This is a genomic window from Marivita sp., assembly GCF_020055635.1.
In the GTDB taxonomy this organism is placed as follows: domain Bacteria; phylum Pseudomonadota; class Alphaproteobacteria; order Rhodobacterales; family Rhodobacteraceae; genus Marivita.
Genome location: NZ_JAIPUT010000030.1, coordinates 1 through 14,943 on the forward strand (window position 1 = coordinate 1; position 14,943 = coordinate 14,943).

Annotated in this window: 15 protein-coding genes; 10 read left to right on the forward strand and 5 right to left on the reverse strand. The window is 64.3% G+C overall.

Features of this window, described 5'->3' with window-relative positions; all coding sequences use genetic code 11:
• From LCF60_RS14330 to LCF60_RS14365, 8 genes are all read left to right on the forward strand, one after another.
• Nucleotides 1-273: phage major tail protein, TP901-1 family (locus LCF60_RS14330; RefSeq protein WP_292292674.1), on the forward strand; the 273-nt coding region annotated here is incomplete at its 5' end.
• A 2-nt stretch (nt 274-275) separates the two neighbouring features.
• Nucleotides 276-596 carry a gene transfer agent family protein gene (locus LCF60_RS14335; protein ID WP_292292676.1) on the forward strand — a complete coding sequence of 107 codons (321 nt, stop codon included), beginning with the start codon at nt 276-278 and terminating at the stop codon, nt 594-596.
• On the forward strand, nt 593-787 hold the full coding sequence (locus LCF60_RS14340) for a rcc01693 family protein (protein ID WP_292292677.1): 195 nt from the start codon (nt 593-595) through the stop codon (nt 785-787). Before LCF60_RS14335 ends, LCF60_RS14340 begins: the two co-directional genes overlap by 4 nt.
• Nucleotides 780-1,430: a phage tail tape measure protein gene (locus LCF60_RS14345; protein ID WP_292292679.1), complete on the forward strand. Its 651-nt coding sequence runs from the start codon at nt 780-782 to the stop codon at nt 1,428-1,430. Before LCF60_RS14340 ends, LCF60_RS14345 begins: the two co-directional genes overlap by 8 nt.
• 12 nt (nt 1,431-1,442) lie before the next feature.
• A complete protein-coding gene (locus LCF60_RS14350; RefSeq protein WP_292292680.1) occupies nt 1,443-2,075 on the forward strand; it encodes a DUF2460 domain-containing protein in 633 nt (210 codons plus the stop codon).
• Nucleotides 2,072-2,959 carry a DUF2163 domain-containing protein gene (locus LCF60_RS14355; protein WP_292292682.1) on the forward strand — a complete coding sequence of 296 codons (888 nt, stop codon included), beginning with the start codon at nt 2,072-2,074 and terminating at the stop codon, nt 2,957-2,959. Before LCF60_RS14350 ends, LCF60_RS14355 begins: the two co-directional genes overlap by 4 nt.
• Entirely contained in the window at nt 2,956-3,399 is a 444-nt protein-coding gene (locus tag LCF60_RS14360; protein WP_292292683.1) for a peptidase, read from the forward strand. The genes LCF60_RS14355 and LCF60_RS14360 overlap by 4 nt, the downstream gene beginning before the upstream one ends.
• 5 nt (nt 3,400-3,404) lie before the next feature.
• Entirely contained in the window at nt 3,405-7,310 is a 3,906-nt protein-coding gene (locus LCF60_RS14365; protein ID WP_292292684.1) for a glycoside hydrolase/phage tail family protein, read from the forward strand.
• A gap of 274 nt (nt 7,311-7,584) precedes the next feature.
• On the opposite strand, the gene LCF60_RS14370 is transcribed toward LCF60_RS14365, so the two are convergent.
• Complete coding sequence (locus LCF60_RS14370) at nt 7,585-7,923, reverse strand: TraR/DksA C4-type zinc finger protein (RefSeq protein ID WP_292292685.1); 339 nt, start codon at nt 7,921-7,923, stop codon at nt 7,585-7,587.
• Nucleotides 7,924-8,006: 83 nt separating this feature from the next.
• On the opposite strand from LCF60_RS14370, the gene cysE reads away from it, so the two are divergent.
• Nucleotides 8,007-8,816: a serine O-acetyltransferase gene (gene cysE, locus LCF60_RS14375; protein ID WP_292292686.1), complete on the forward strand. Its 810-nt coding sequence runs from the start codon at nt 8,007-8,009 to the stop codon at nt 8,814-8,816.
• 117 nt (nt 8,817-8,933) lie between these two features.
• Here cysE and LCF60_RS14380 read toward each other — a convergent pair whose 3' ends face one another.
• Genes LCF60_RS14380 through pdhA form a run of 4 tightly spaced genes read right to left on the reverse strand, consistent with a single transcriptional unit; the run spans nt 8,934 to nt 12,883 of the window.
• On the reverse strand, nt 8,934-10,235 hold the full coding sequence (locus LCF60_RS14380; RefSeq protein ID WP_292292687.1) for a pyruvate dehydrogenase complex dihydrolipoamide acetyltransferase: 1,302 nt from the start codon (nt 10,233-10,235) through the stop codon (nt 8,934-8,936).
• Between the two features lies 1 nt (nt 10,236).
• On the reverse strand, nt 10,237-10,491 hold the full coding sequence (locus tag LCF60_RS14385) for a hypothetical protein (protein WP_292292688.1): 255 nt from the start codon (nt 10,489-10,491) through the stop codon (nt 10,237-10,239).
• Nucleotides 10,488-11,870, reverse strand: a complete 1,383-nt coding sequence (locus LCF60_RS14390) for a pyruvate dehydrogenase complex E1 component subunit beta (RefSeq protein WP_292292689.1) — start codon at nt 11,868-11,870, stop codon at nt 10,488-10,490. The genes LCF60_RS14385 and LCF60_RS14390 overlap by 4 nt, the downstream gene beginning before the upstream one ends.
• The gene (pdhA, locus tag LCF60_RS14395; protein ID WP_292292690.1) at nt 11,870-12,883 is read right to left on the reverse strand and encodes a pyruvate dehydrogenase (acetyl-transferring) E1 component subunit alpha; all 1,014 of its coding nucleotides are present in this window, start codon (nt 12,881-12,883) and stop codon (nt 11,870-11,872) included. The genes LCF60_RS14390 and pdhA overlap by 1 nt, the downstream gene beginning before the upstream one ends.
• A gap of 280 nt (nt 12,884-13,163) precedes the next feature.
• Here pdhA and LCF60_RS14400 point away from each other — a divergent pair, with 280 nt between their 5' ends.
• A complete protein-coding gene (locus LCF60_RS14400; RefSeq protein WP_292292691.1) occupies nt 13,164-14,933 on the forward strand; it encodes a hypothetical protein in 1,770 nt (589 codons plus the stop codon).
• The last annotated feature ends 10 nt before the right edge of the window (nt 14,934-14,943 follow it).

The following is a 14,943-nucleotide window of genomic DNA, read 5'->3' on the forward strand; positions in this document are numbered from 1 at the left end:
GGGTGGCGCGAATTGCTTGCGGGGGCCGGGGTGCGGAGTGTCGCGATCTCGGGGGCCGGGGTGTTCAAGGATGCCAGCACGGACGAGCGCGCGCGGCAGATCTTCTTCGACAGCCAGACGCCCGCGTTCCAGGTGATCATCCCGGATTTCGGCGTGGTGCAGGCACCGTTCCAGGTGACGGGGCTGGACTATGCCGGGTCGCATAATGGCGAGGCGACCTATGAGCTGTCGCTGGCCTCGGCCGGTGTCGTGGCGTTCACGGCGGCGGTCTGAGCATGGCGAACCCCTGGCGCGGAGAGGTGACGCTGGTGATCGACGGTGAGCCGCATGTGCTGCGGCTCACGCTGGGGGCGCTGGCGGAGCTGGAGGCGGGCCTCAAGGCCGATACGCTGGTCGATCTGGTGGCGCGGTTCGAGGGCAGCGCCTGTTCGAGCCGGGATGTACTGGCGCTGATCGTCGCCGGATTGCGCGGCGGGGGCTGGCGCGGGACGGCGGCGGATTTGCTGGCGGCGGAGATCGAAGGCGGGCCGCTGATGGCGGCGCGGGTGGCGGCGGAATTGCTGGCGCGGGCCTTTGTGCCGGTGGGTGAGGCGTGAGCCGGTTCGACTGGCCGTCGCTCATGCGCGCCGGAATGCGCGGATTGGGTCTGCGTCCGGCGGAGTTCTGGGCGCTGACCCCGGCAGAGTTGCATCTGCTGTTGGGAGGCGGGTCAGCGCCTTTGGGGCGAAGCGGGTTGGACGCGTTGATGGCGGCCTATCCGGACAAGCGGGGAAACCGAGATGATTGAACTTGACGGGATCGACGGCTTCGAGGCGCAGGTGAGCGCTTTGGAAGAGGCGCTTGCGGGTGCGTCGAGCATGGCGGGCGGGTTTCAGGCCGAGATGGCGAAGGTGCGCGGGGCGCTGTCGGAGACCGGCAAGGATGCGTCCAAGCTGGAAGGCGCGCTGAACCGGGGTTTGAGCCGGGCGATCGATGGCGTGGTGTTCGACGGGATGAAGCTGTCGGATGCGCTGGGTTCGATCGCGCAGTCGATGATCGGGGCGAGTTACCGCGCGGCGGTGAACCCTGTGAAGGAACACCTGAGCGGGATGGTCATGCAGGGGATCAGCAACCTGCTGCCCTTTGCCGATGGCGCGAGCTTTGCGCAGGGTCGCGTGATGCCGTTTGCGGATGGCGGCGTGATCAGCGGGCCGACCACATTTCCGATGCGGGGCGGTGTTGGGTTGATGGGCGAGGCCGGGCCGGAGGCGATCATGCCACTGGCGCGCGGGCCGGATGGCAAGCTGGGTGTGCGCGGCGGTGGCGGGGGGCGTCCGGTGAACGTGGTCATGAACATCTCGACGCCCGATGTGCAGGGCTTCCGGCGGTCGCAGAGCCAGATCGCGGCGCAGATGGGCCGGGTTCTGGGTGCTGGCCAGCGCAACCTGTAAGGAGGGAAGAGCATGCAGTTTCATGAGGTGCGGTTTCCGACGGCGCTGAGTTTCGGCTCCATTGGCGGGCCGGAGCGGCGGACGGACGTGGTCACTCTGGCCAGCGGGTTCGAGGAGCGCAACACGCCCTGGGCACATTCGAGCAGGCGGTATGATGCGGGGATCGGGCTGCGGTCGATGGACGACATCGACACGCTGATCGCGTTTTTCGAGGCGCGACGCGGGCAGATGTACGGGTTTCGCTGGAAGGACTGGGCGGATTTCAAGTCGTGCAAGCCTTCGGCGCAGGTGTCGGCCACGGATCAGGTGATTGGGACTGGGGATGGTTTGGTCACCGAGTTTGCGTTGCGAAAGGCCTATGTGTCGGGAGATGCGGTGTATCTGCGCCCAGTGGCCAAGCCAGTTGCGGGCAGCGTTATCGTTGCCTTGGGCGGGGTGCTTCAGGTCGAGGGGGCGGATTTTGCGGTTGATGCGGCGACAGGTGTCGTGTCGTTCTTTGCGGCACCTGCATCGGGTGTGTCGGTGACCGCAGGGTTCGAATTCGACGTGCCGGTGCGCTTTGACACGGATTGCATCCAGACCAGTGCGGCGACGTTTCAGGCGGGTGAGGTGCCGGATGTGCCGGTGGTGGAGCTGCGCGTATGAGTGGCGCAGAGGCGCTGGGCGCGCATCTGGCCATCGGGGTCACGACGGTTGCGCGGGCCTGGGAGGTCCGGCGCAAGGATGGGCGGCGGTTCGGGTTTACCGATCACGATCTTGACCTGAGCTTTGACGGCTTGGTGTTTCGCGCCGATACCGGAATGAGTGCCGCAGCGGTGCAGCAGGGGACGGGGCTTGCGGTGGACAATTCCGAAGCGGTTGGCGCGCTGTCCGATGCCAGCGTAACCGAGGCGGATATCGCTGCCGGGCGCTTTGACGGGGCCGAGGTGACGGCATGGCTGGTCAACTGGGCGGATGTAACGGCGCGCAAGGTGCTGTTTCGGGGATCGCTGGGTGAGATCACGCGGAGCGGTGGCGCGTTCACGGCAGAGTTGCGGGGGCTGACGGAATGGCTCAACCGGCCTGTGGGACGTGTTTACCAGGCGCCATGTTTGGCGGTGCTGGGCGATGCGGCCTGCGGGGTGGATACCGAGGCGGAGGGAATGTGGGCCGAGGCCATCGTGACCGAGGTCAGCGATCAGGGTGCGCTGATTTTGGCCGGAGCGTCGGGGTTCGAAGCTGCGTGGTTCCAGCGGGGGCGTTTGACGGTCTTGGATGGCTCTGCCGAAGGCTTGTGGGCAGCGATCAAGCGCGATGTGCTGTTCGAGGATGGCGCGCGCGCGGTTGATCTGTGGGAACCATTACGGGCTGCGGTGGCTGTCGGAGATCGGGTCAAACTGATCGTGGGGTGTGACAAGCGGTTCGAGACCTGTCGCGCCAAGTTCGACAACGTGGTGAATTTTCAGGGGTTTCCGGACATTCCGCAGGAGGAGTGGGTCTTGATCCATCCGACGGCCACCCGGTCACGCGGTGGTGGGAGCCTGCGATGACGGGGGATGTCATCGTGGCCGAGGCGCGGCGCTGGATCGGGACGCCTTACGTGCATCAAGCAAGCTTGCGCGGAGCGGGCGCGGATTGTCTGGGGCTTCTGCGTGGGGTTTGGCGTGGATTGTACGGCGCGGAGCCGGGCGATGTGCCGGCCTACACCCCGGATTGGTCGGAACCGCAGGGCGACGAAGCGCTGTGGCGCGGGTTGAGCGCGGTGATGGTGAGCAAACCCGTGGATGACGACGCGCGGGGCGATGTGATCCTGTTTCGGATGCGGGATCGCGGTGTTGCGAAACATTTGGGGCTTCAGGCGCGTGTCGGTGAGTTCGCAAGCTTCGTGCACGCCTATTCCGGGCACGGGGTCCTGGAAACGTCGCTCAGCGCGCCGTGGCAGCGGCGCATCGTGGCGCGGTTCGGGTTCCCGGCCCTTCAGGAAGGATAATTCTCATGGCAACTCTGGTTCTTTCTGCGGCGGGCGCGGCGCTGGGCGGCAGCCTTGGCGGATCGGTGCTTGGCCTGTCGATGACGGCGGTGGGCCGGTTCGCAGGCGCGACGCTTGGTCGGGCCATCGACCAGCGCATCCTCGGGGCCGGGGGACGCACGATCGAGACCGGGCGGCTGGACCGTCTGCGGTTGAGCACGGCGGGCGAAGGTCAGCCGATCCCGCAGATTTACGGACGCATGCGGGTCGGCGGGCACATCATCTGGGCGACGCAGTTCAAGGAGGCCGTATCGACCTCGGGTGGCGGCAAGGGGTTGTCGCAACAGCCGAAGATCAAGGAATACAGCTATTCGGTCAGCCTGGCGGTGGCGCTGTGTGAAGGTGAGATCACCAGCGTGAACCGGATCTGGGCCGATGGGGCCGAGATCTCGGTCTATGATGTGAACATGCGGATGTATCCGGGGTCGCGCGACCAGTTGCCCGATCCAAAGATGGAGGCGGTCGAGGGAGCGGGTACAGTGCCTGCCTATCGCGGAACCGCCTACGTGGTGTTCGAGGACCTCGATCTGGAGAGGTTCGGCAACCGGGTGCCGCAGTTTTCCTTCGAGGTGACGCGGCCGGTGCAGGACGATCCCGAGGATGTGCCGTTCAACATTCGCGCGGTGGCGATGATCCCGGGCACGGGGGAGTATTCATTGGCGACCGAGGCGGTGGCTTTGGACGGTGGCGCGGGCAAGTCCAGCGTCGTCAACGTGAACAGCCCGTCGGACCGGCCGGACTTCGTCACTTCGCTCAGGCATCTCCAGGACGAGGTGCCCGATTGCGGGGCCGCGTCGCTGGTGGTGAGCTGGTTCGGCAGCGACCTGCGGTGTGGCGATTGTGTGATCCAGCCGAAGGTCGAACAGACGACACTGGATTCAGCCGAGATGCCTTGGAGGGTCAGCGGTTTGGCGCGGGTTGATGCAGATGTGGTGCCGGTGGACGAAGGCCGTCCGGTCTATGGCGGCACGCCCTGCGACGCGTCGGTGGTGCAGGCGATCCGCGACATGACGGCCAAGGGGGTGGAGGTTCTTTATTACCCGTTCATCCTGATGGAGCAGATGCCGGGCAATGTGTTGCCCGATCCCTGGACCGGAGAAGTGGGCCAACCCAAGCTGCCTTGGCGGGGCCGGATCACGGCAAGCGTGGCACCGGGGCAGGTGGGGGATTTGACCGGGACCAGCATGATCGATGACGAGGTGGCGGCGTTCTTCGGGGCTGCCTTGGTTTCGGATTTTGCAATCGAGGACGGGGCGATCGTCTATTCCGGGCCGGAGGCGGAGTGGGGCTATCGGCGGTTCATCCTGCATCAGGCCCATCTTTGTGCGGTGGCAGGAGGTGTCAGCGCGTTTTGCATCGGGTCGGAGATGCGCAGCCTGACCCAGTTGCGCGGCGCGTCCGGTTTTCCGGCGGTCGAGGCGCTGCGGGTGCTGGCGGCGGAGTGTCGCGCGATCCTCGGGCCGGAAGTGAAGATCGGATATGCCGCCGACTGGTCGGAATATTTCGGGTATCATCCGCAGGATGGCAGCGGCGACGTGTATTTCCACCTCGACCCGCTTTGGGCCGATCCGAATATCGATTTTATCGGGATCGACAATTACATGCGGCTTTCGGATTGGCGGGATGGCGAAGACCATGCCGATGCGGGTTGGGGGGCGATCTACAACCTTGAATACCTGCGGGCGAATGTCGCCGGTGGCGAGGGCTATGACTGGTATTATCCGTCGCAGGAGGCGCGCGATCTGCAGGCGCGGGAGCCGATCACCGACGGCGCCCATGGCGAGCCTTGGGTGTACCGCTACAAGGACATCCGCAACTGGTGGTCGCAGCCGCATCACAACCGGATCGGCGGGGTCCGGCAAGCGGCTTCAACGGAGTGGGTGCCGGAAAGCAAGCCGGTCTGGTTCACGGAGATCGGCTGCGCGGCCGTCAACAAGGCGACGAACGAGCCGAACAAGTTTCTTGATCCCAAGAGCTCCGAGAGCACATTGCCGTCTTATTCCAACGGGTTGCGAGACGAATTGATCCAGCACCAATACCTGCGCGCGATGCTGTCGTATTGGGGGGATCCGGCGCATAACCCTGTGTCCGGTCTCTATGGCGACCCGATGATCGACATGGGGCGGGTATTTGTCTGGGCCTGGGATGCGCGGCCTTATCCGTGGTTTCCCAATGTGGACGAGATGTGGTCGGATGGGCCGAACTACCGGCGCGGCCACTGGATCAACGGGCGTGTGTCGGGGCGGACGCTGGCGTCTGTCGTCGCCGAGATCTGCGAACGGTCGGGGCTGCGCGATTATGACGTCAGCGCGCTGTACGGGTTTGTGCGCGGCTATCTCGCGCCGGATGTGGCGGATGCGCGGCGGGCTTTGCAGCCGCTGATGATCGCCTACGGGTTCGATGCGATCGAACGGGACGGGGTGCTGGTGTTCCGCAATCGCGACGGGGCGCGGGCGGTTTCCCTCGACATGGCGCAGTTGGCGCAACATCCCGAGCTTGGCAGCGAGATCACGCAATCGCGCAGCTCCGAGGCCGAGATGTCGGGCCGGGTGCGGTTGAATTTTGTCGAGGCGGATGGCGATTATCGCAATATTGCCGAGGAATCCGTGCTTCCGGACGAAGACACGCACGCCGTAGCCGAAAGCGAGGTGCCGCTCTTGTTGACGCGGCCCGAGGGGCGGCAGGCGGTCGAGCGCTGGCTGAGCGAAGCGCGGGTGTCGCGAGATGCTGTGCGCTTTGCCTTGCCGCTGTCGCAAAGTGCGCTGGGCGCAGGTGATGTCGTTCGGCTGCCGAATGAGGCCGGCGACATGACCGTGCGCATCGACCGGGTGGAGCAGACGACGCATCAGCTGATCGACGCGGTGCGAGTCGAACCGGAGGTGTACCATCCGGCGGATTTTCCCGACGATCCGACACCGTCGCGGCGGTTCGTGGCAAGTGGGCCTGTTCTCCCGCTTTTCCTCGACCTGCCGCTGATCCGGGGCGACGAGCTGCCCCATGCGCCGCATCTGGCGGTGACGGCCGATCCCTGGCCGGGCGATGTGGCGGTGTATGACGCGGCCGAGGATGCGGGCTATGTGCTGAACACGCTGATCGCGACGGCTTCGACCATCGGCGTGACAATGACCGCGGTGCCCCGGGCACGTGCAGGATTGATCGATCTCGGCACGCAGATCGAAGTGGCCTTGACCAGCGGTACTCTGGCGTCGGTGTCCGAGACGGGGCTGCTGGGCGGCGCAAACCTGGCCGCCGTCGGCACCGGTGAGCCGGATCAGTGGGAGGTATTCCAGTTCCGGACCGCCACGTTGATCGGGGACGGGCTGTGGCGTCTGGGCCAGCTATTGCGCGGACAGGTCGGTACGGATGCCCTGATGCCCGAGAATTTGCCCCCCGGAGCCTATTTCGTCTTGCTGGACGGCACGCCGCGCCAGATCGACCTGTCCTTGGCGCTGAGGGGACAGGAGCGGCATTTCCGGATCGGGCCTGCCGACAAGCCTTATGATCACGCGGCGTATGGACATAGCCTGCATGCGTTCACGGGAATTGGATTGCGGCCGTACAGCCCGGTGCATCTGTCCGTTGAACGCGACGCGGCGGGTCTCGCGGTCCGCTGGGTGCGTCGCGCGCGGATCGAGGCGGACGGCTGGGATTTGCCGGACATCCCCTTGGGGGAGGATACCGAGGCATATCGCATCGGGGTCGTGTCTGAGGGGGCACTGCTGCGCGAGGTCGAGGTCGGAACGTCAGCCTGGACCTATACGTCGGACATGCAAGCCGAGGACGGGATCGCAGGGAGTGTGGAATTCGAAGTCGCACAGGTGTCGTCGCGTTTTGGTCCCGGGCCAAAGGCAACGATCTCGGTATCGGTATGATGCCGGTGATCTACAATGATGTGCTGGCCGCCGTCGCGGTGGTGTCGGCGGTGCCGCCGGTCCTGCGGCACAAGACGATGGCCCGGCTGCTGCACGAGGCTGCGCTGGCCGAAGCGTATCGGCGAACACAGAATGCGGCGCATCCGATCTATGGTGATGGCAGCCTGCTGGCGAGTGCGCAGAGACATGCAGGCAAGGGGGATACGTCGTTCCAGACGCGTCACGCGCTGGGCGCCTGGGTATGTGTTCTGTCGGCGTTGCTGGAGAGGGTGGATCAGCCAGAGGCGCAGCTGATGCAGCGGGTGGCGGTCGGGTCGAGTTCGAGCCGCTTGGCGGCAATGTCTTCGCCACAGTCTTCACAATAGCCGAATTCGTCTTCGTCCAAGCGCACCAGAGCCGCCAAGAGCGCTTTGCGCTGACCGTCCCGGCGGGCTTGTGCGGCTTTGGCCATGGACTGGCTGAGCAGCGCATCCTGCCGCGAGAGCCGCCCCACCGCCTGCTGATCGAGCGAAACGACGGACTGGCTGTCGCGCCCGAGGTCGTCCTCGGCATCAAGCTCTTGCAGGCGTTTCAGGATCAGGCCCCGAAACCGGGTTCGGCCTTTTTCATTCAATCGGTTGATCCCTTCAATCACAGCTTTGCGTTTTCGCTCTTCGATCCTATCTGCTATATTCGGCACGTCAAAGGAGAGATGGCATGGCTGAAACGCGCGCAAAACTTGCTTCGGTGGACCCGGTCTGGGCCCGGATCGTCAGGGAAGCCGACGAGGCTGTGGCCAAGGAACCGCTTTTGGGCGGGATGATCCATTATTCGGTGCTGCACCATCCGAGCCTCGAGCGGGCGTTGAGCTACCGGATTTCGCTCAAACTGGCCAATGGCGAGATGACCGAGCAGATCCTGCGCGAGATTTGCGACGAGGCCTTTGCATCCGATCCAAGCCTTGCCATGGCGGCGCGGGCCGACATCGTGGCGGTCTACGAGCGTGACCCGGCCTGCCACCGGTTCCTGCAACCGCTCTTGTTCTTCAAAGGGTTCCAGGCGATCCAGTGTTATCGTCTGGGCAATTGGCTCTATCGGCAGGGTCGGCACGATCTGGCCTTTTTCGTCCAGATGCGCTGTTCCGAGGCGTTTGGCGTCGACATCCACCCGGCGGCGAAGATCGGGCAGGGGATCATGATCGACCACGCCCATTCCATCGTGATCGGCGAGACGGCCGTGGTCGGCGACAACGTGTCGATGCTGCATTCCGTGACGCTGGGCGGGACCGGCAAGGAAGAGGAGGACCGCCATCCCAAGATCGGCGACGGTGTGCTGATCGGGGCCGGGGCCAAGGTGCTGGGCAATATCCGCGTCGGCAATTGTTCGCGCGTGGCGGCGGGCTCCGTGGTGCTGGAGGAAGTGCCGCCCTGCAAGACCGTGGCGGGGGTTCCTGCGCGCATCGTCGGTGAGGCGGGCTGTTCGCAGCCATCGATCAGCATGGACCAGATTCTGCGCTCCGGCGCGTGAGGTGAGGGTGGCGATGCGGTGACGCATCGCCTGTTTCCGTTGACGGAAACAGGGGGCGCTGCCCCCGTCGCCCATGGGCGACTCCCCCGGGATATTTCTGAACCGGAGAAACCGGAATCAGGCCAGCATGGCCATCGGGTTTTCCAGGTTGTCGACGATGGCTTGCAGCAGCTCTGCGCCAAGCGCGCCGTCGATCACGCGGTGATCCACGGACAGGGTCATCGACATCATGGTTGCCACGGTAATGGTGCCGTCTTCGCCGACCACCGGTTTTTTCATCCCCGCGCCGACGGCGAGGATTGCCCCGTGCGGCGGGTTGATGACCGCGTCGAAATTCTCGATCCCGAACATGCCGAGGTTTGAAATGGCAAAGCTGCCGCCCTGGTATTCATGGGGTGCGAGCTTGCGGTCGCGGGCGCGGGTGGCCAGATCCTTCATCTCGGCGGAGAGGGCGGACAGGGATTTCTGGTGCGCGTCCTTGAGGACCGGCGTGAAGAGTCCGCCTTCGATGGCGACGGCCACTGCGACGTCGGACGGTTCCAGTTGCAGGAGGCGGTCACCGGCCCAGACGGCATTGGCGGCGGGCACCTTTTGCAGGGCCAGCGCGCAGGCCTTGATGATGAAATCATTGACGCTGAGTTTCACGCCGCGCTTTTCCAGCTGAGCATTGAGTTGCGACCGGAAGGCCATGAGCGCGTCGAGGGTCACGGACCGGCGCAGGTAGAAATGCGGGATGGTCTGTTTGGCCTCGGTCAGACGTGCGGCGATGGTCTTGCGCATCCCGTCCAGCGGCACTTCGGTATAGGCGCGGCCCTCGTACATGCGGGCCACGGCGCTGGCATCTGCGGGTTGGGGGGCCGTCGGGGCGGCGGATGTTGGAGCCGGGGACGCTGCGGAAGCCTGAGGCGTTGCCGCCTCGACATCCGCTTTGACGATCCTGCCGCGCGGGCCGGAGCCGTTGATCTGGGCCAGGTCAAGACCCTTGTCGGTGGCGATCCGGCGCGCCAGAGGGGAGGCGAAGATGCGATCGCCTGCAGGGCTTTGTGTCTGCGGAGCCGCGCCGCGGCCATAGCCCTGTGCCGGCGCTGTCGCCTCGGACGCCTCGGCGGGTGCGATGTTCGAAGAGGCGGGGGCCTCTTTCGGCGTGGCGGGCGCACCCAGATCATCGACGCTTTCGCCGTCTTCGAGCAGCATCGCGATCGGGGCGTTCACCTTGACGCCCTCGGTGCCTTCGGCCACCAGCAGCTTGCCGATCACACCTTCATCGACGGCTTCGAATTCCATCGTCGCCTTGTCGGTTTCGATCTCGGCGATCACGTCGCCCGAAGACACCGCGTCACCTTCCTTGACCAGCCATTTCGCCAGCGTGCCGTCTTCCATCGTGGGGGACAGGGCGGGCATGAGGATTTCGATGGGCATGTCAGGTCTCCTCGATCAGGGTGATGAGGTCATAGGGGTCCTTGGGCCTGCGCCCCGCCTTGAGCGCCGCGACCGCCCCGGTGATCTGACGCCGATGTGCGCCGATCCATTCATAGGCGGATTGATGCGATGGGCGCGCCTCGTTCGGGAACTTGTCCATCAGGCATTCCGGCACGAAGGCGGCCCCTGCTGGGGTTTCCACGTGATACGCCTCGCGGGCGACATCGCGGGTGCGGACGATCAGGTCATCACTCATCGGTAGCAGACCTTTTTCGCCGCCTCGACCACCTCGGACGTGGTCACCAGAGCGTGCTTTTCGAGGTTCGCCGCATAGGGCATCGGCACGTCCTTGCCGGTCAGGTTCAGCACCGGCGCATCCAGATAGTCGAAGGCGCGTTCCATGATCACCGCCGACAGGTGGTTGCCGATGGCACCGACGGGAAAGCCTTCTTCTACCGTGATGCAGCGGTTGGTTTTCTGGACCGACGCCAGCACCGTGTCATAGTCGATGGGGCGCAGGGTGCGCAGGTCGATCACTTCGGCCTCGATCCCGTCTTTTGCAAGCTTTTCAGCGGCTTCGAGCGCGTAGGCCATTCCGATGCCGAAGCTGACGATGGTCACGTCCGACCCTTCGCGCCAGATGCGAGCCTTGCCGAAGGGCACGGTGTAATTCTCGATCTCGGGCACTTCGAAGCTCTTGCCGTAGAGGATTTCGTTCTCGAGAAAGATCACCGGGTTCGGGTCGCGGATCGCGGTCTTGAGCAGCCCCTTGGCGTCCGAGGCCGAATAGGGCATTGCCACCTTGAGCCCGGGGATATGCGCGTACCACGCCGCGTAATCCTGTGAGTGCTGCGCACCGACGCGGGCGGCGGCGCCGTTGGGACCCCGGAACACCATGGGTGCGCCCATCTGTCCGCCGGACATATAGAGCGTCTTGGCGGCGGAATTGATAATCTGGTCAATGGCTTGCATGGCGAAGTTGAACGTCATGAATTCGACGATCGGGCGCAATCCGCCAAAGGCGGCCCCCACGGCAATGCCGGTAAAGCCATGTTCGGTGATCGGTGTGTCCATCACCCGGCGCGCGCCGAATTCGTCGAGAAGCCCCTGGCTGATCTTGTAGGCGCCCTGGTATTCGCCGACCTCTTCACCCATGAGGAAGACGTCCCCGTCGCGGCGCATTTCCTCGGCCATGGCGTCGCGCAAGGCTTCGCGGACGGTTGTCTGCCTGGTCTTGGTGCCCTCGGGCCATGGCGTCTCGGCCTTGGCGATGGCGCGGGCGGGTTCGGGGTGCGACATGCCCGCCGCCGCCTGATCTTCAGAGCTTTGCGCCTTGTCCTTTGCCACCAGTTGTTGTGGCGGCGCGGTCTGTTCCGCGTCTTCGACGCTTTCCCCTTCCTCGACCAGCACGGCGATGGGGGTGTTCACGCGCACGCCCTCGGTGCCTTCCGCGATCAGGATCTTGCCGACGATCCCTTCGTCCACAGCTTCGAATTCCATCGTGGCCTTGTCGGTTTCGATCTCGGCCATGATGTCACCGGCGGAAACGGTGTCGCCTTCCTTGACCAGCCACTTGGCCAATGTGCCTTCTTCCATCGTCGGCGAGAGGGCGGGCATGAGAACTTCGGTCGCCATCACACGGCCTCCTCGGCATAGATATCGGTCCACAGCTCATCGAGGCCGGGTTCCGGGCTTTCGCGGGCGAAATCGGCGCTGGCGTTGACGACGGCCTTGATCTCCTTGTCGATGGCCTTGAGGTCTTCCTCGGTCGCGTGGCCGCCCTGAAGCAGCATCTCGCGCACATGTTCGATGCAGTCGCGTTCCTCGCGCATTTTCTGGACCTCTTCGCGGGTGCGGTACTTGGCCGGGTCCGACATGGAATGGCCGCGATAGCGGTAGGTCTTGATCTCGAGGATATAGGGCCCCTTGCCGGAGCGGCAGTGTTTCACGGCCTTGTCGCCCGCCGCCTTGACCGCCAGCACATCCATGCCGTCGACCGCTTCGCCGGGGATGCCGAAGGCTTCGCCGCGGGTGTGCAGGTCGGGGGTCGAGGTCGAGCGTTTCTGGGCGGTGCCCATGGCGTACTGGTTGTTTTCAATGACGAAGATCACCGGCAACGCCCAAAGGGCGGCCATGTTGAAGGTCTCGTAGACCTGGCCCTGGTTGGCGGCACCGTCACCGAAATAGGTGAATGTCACGCGGTCGGTGCCCTTGTACTTGTCGGCAAAGGCCAGCCCGGCGCCCAGAGGCACCTGCGCGCCGACGATGCCGTGGCCGCCGTAGAAATCCTTTTCCTTGGAGAACATGTGCATGGAGCCGCCCTTGCCCTTGGAATAGCCGCCCTCGCGTCCCGTGAGTTCGGCCATCACGCCGTTCGGGTCCATCCCGCAGGCCAGCATGTGCCCGTGGTCGCGGTAGGAGGTGATGCGCTTGTCACCCTCCTCGGCGGCGGCCTCCAACCCGACGACGACCGCTTCCTGGCCGATATAGAGGTGACAGAACCCGCCGATCAGGCCCATGCCGTATAGCTGGCCGGCCTTTTCCTCGAACCGGCGAATGAGCAGCATGTCGCGGTAATATGCGGTCAGGTCCTCTGCCGAGACATTCGGCTGGCCGGTTGGCTTTGCCGATGTTTTGCGTGCCGCCATGGGGCGCCTCCCTGCAAGAAGTTTAGCGTTAAACCTTTTAGGGAAAGCCTACGATCAAGGCCCGGCGAAACGCAAGAGCCGATCTGCGCAACACAAGGCGATTCGGGGGAACCGGAGGAGCCCGGCGAGGTTATGTCAAAACAATGGCAGCCCTTGCCCCCGGACTGTTCCGAAGCACCGGACAATCATGGCCGAATTTGGGCGGGATTAACCAATTCTAGAGACATCAAGGCGGAAATAAGGACAGATTGGGGCCTCACCGTCTGCAAGGAACACATTCATGCCAGAAATCGCTGCATATGGATTCATGGGATCCGAGGCGTCTCAGGGCCTGTTCGGGGCGAATGTCCTTGCAACGCGGTCGACCCTGGAACAGGGCGGCGATTATGACCGGTTGATCGAGGAATTGGGCGTCGGTTCGTTCCGCTATCCGGGCGGGTCGCTGACCGAACGCTATTTCGACATCACCGATCCCAACGCATCGGTGGTCACCGACCGCGACACCGGCGAGACGCGCGACTTCATCCCGCTGAACGAAGCGCTGACCTATGCCGGAGAAGAGGGGCTGGCGGTCACCATCGTGATCCCGACGCGCAACCTGCTCTCGGACACCGCCGATACCAATGGCGACCGCTTTGCCGCCATCGACGAAGATGCGCTGCGCGGGTTTGTGCGCGACGTGGTGACCGGGGTGCACGGCGATGCCGAGGTCGAGGCTTTCGAGCTGGGCAACGAATACTGGGGCAGCGGCCAGATGTCCTCCGTGGAATACGGCCGCCTTGCCAGCGAAATGGCCGTGATCGTCAATGACGAGCTGGATGCGCAGAATTCGGATGCGGACATCATCGTGCAATCGGGCACGAACTTCAATTTCGCGCGCCTGTCGGACCTCTATGGCGATGACATGAGCAGCGCCGATATCCTTGCCGCGCTGAACGAAAGCCACGGCCTGTCGCTTGGCGAAGACAGCCTCTTCAGCTCGGGAGAGATCAACTGGACCCATGTCGCGAACGAGATGATCCTGTCAGAGTTCGACAGCGAGGCCGAACAGCAGGCGGTGGACCAGGTCGCGGTGCATGTCTATTCGCGCGGCCAGGTGAACGAGAGCCAGCGCAGTTTCTTCCTCAACAACACCGACGAGACATGGGGCGAACAGATCCCCGAGGCGCAGATCGCGGTGACCGAATGGAACACCGCCGGAAACACCGGATCGCTTGACCGCAACAGCGATTACGGGCTGCACCAGTCGCATGAAATGATCAATGTCATGGAAGAATTCCTGCGCTACGACGTTGAAAACGCGCATGTCTGGCCGCTCATCCAGAACACGCCCAACACGCTGAGCCTTGATGACGGTCAAGCCGACCTGACCCCCGGTGGCGCGATCTTCAACATGATGCAGCAGGCGCTTCCGGGCAAGACGACGCTTGATCTGACGCCCGAAGCCGGGGCCGATACCGAGGTCGAGGAAGACGGCATCGCCCTGCACGGCTTCTGGGAACCGGACGAACTCCTGTTCTACGTCGCCGCAACCGAAGCGGGCGGCGCGGACACGACGGTCGATTTTTCCGGCCTCGTGGCGGATGCGGGCAGGGTGGAAATCACGGTGCTGGGCGTGGCCGAGGGCGATGCCATCGGGTCGAACAGCTCGGACGCCCTGGTCGAAAGCATCGATCCGGCGTCCGTGATGGAGGGCACCAGCCTGTCAGTCCAGATGGACGAGGGCGAGATCATGCAGGTCCGCATGTTCGGCTTTACCCCGTCGCGCGACTTTCAGGACGTGATTTCCGAAGGCGCGGCCGACGAACTGCCGGCCCCGATCATCGATCCCTTCGCCGAAGACGCCCCGGTCGAGACAGAAGAAGCACCGGTCGAATCCGAAGAGGCCGAGTTTCCGTTCCCGACCGTGCCCGCCACGTCATTTGCGGATGAAATGCTCGCGGAAGAAGAGGCGGCGGCGATGGAGGATGAAGATAGTGCAGGCGATGACGGCATGGCCGACATCCTTGCGGCGCTGCCGTTCCTGGGGCTTCTGGCGATGTTCGCGTAAACCGCGCAGG

Bases quoted from the DNA above. Each gene is read 5' to 3' on its own strand.
- LCF60_RS14335 (WP_292292676.1), top strand. From the start codon at position 276: ATGGCGAACCCCTGGCGCGGAGAGGTGACGCTGGTGATCGACGGTGAG.
- LCF60_RS14345 (WP_292292679.1), top strand. From the start codon at position 780: ATGATTGAACTTGACGGGATCGACGGCTTCGAGGCGCAGGTGAGCGCT.
- LCF60_RS14350 (WP_292292680.1), top strand. From the start codon at position 1,443: ATGCAGTTTCATGAGGTGCGGTTTCCGACGGCGCTGAGTTTCGGCTCC.
- LCF60_RS14355 (WP_292292682.1), top strand. From the start codon at position 2,072: ATGAGTGGCGCAGAGGCGCTGGGCGCGCATCTGGCCATCGGGGTCACG.
- LCF60_RS14360 (WP_292292683.1), top strand. From the start codon at position 2,956: ATGACGGGGGATGTCATCGTGGCCGAGGCGCGGCGCTGGATCGGGACG.
- LCF60_RS14365 (WP_292292684.1), top strand. From the start codon at position 3,405: ATGGCAACTCTGGTTCTTTCTGCGGCGGGCGCGGCGCTGGGCGGCAGC.
- cysE (WP_292292686.1), top strand. From the start codon at position 8,007: ATGGCTGAAACGCGCGCAAAACTTGCTTCGGTGGACCCGGTCTGGGCC.
- LCF60_RS14380 (WP_292292687.1), bottom strand. From the start codon at position 10,235: ATGCCCATCGAAATCCTCATGCCCGCCCTGTCCCCCACGATGGAAGAC.
- LCF60_RS14385 (WP_292292688.1), bottom strand. From the start codon at position 10,491: ATGAGTGATGACCTGATCGTCCGCACCCGCGATGTCGCCCGCGAGGCG.
- LCF60_RS14390 (WP_292292689.1), bottom strand. From the start codon at position 11,870: ATGGCGACCGAAGTTCTCATGCCCGCCCTCTCGCCGACGATGGAAGAA.
- pdhA (WP_292292690.1), bottom strand. From the start codon at position 12,883: ATGGCGGCACGCAAAACATCGGCAAAGCCAACCGGCCAGCCGAATGTC.
- LCF60_RS14400 (WP_292292691.1), top strand. From the start codon at position 13,164: ATGCCAGAAATCGCTGCATATGGATTCATGGGATCCGAGGCGTCTCAG.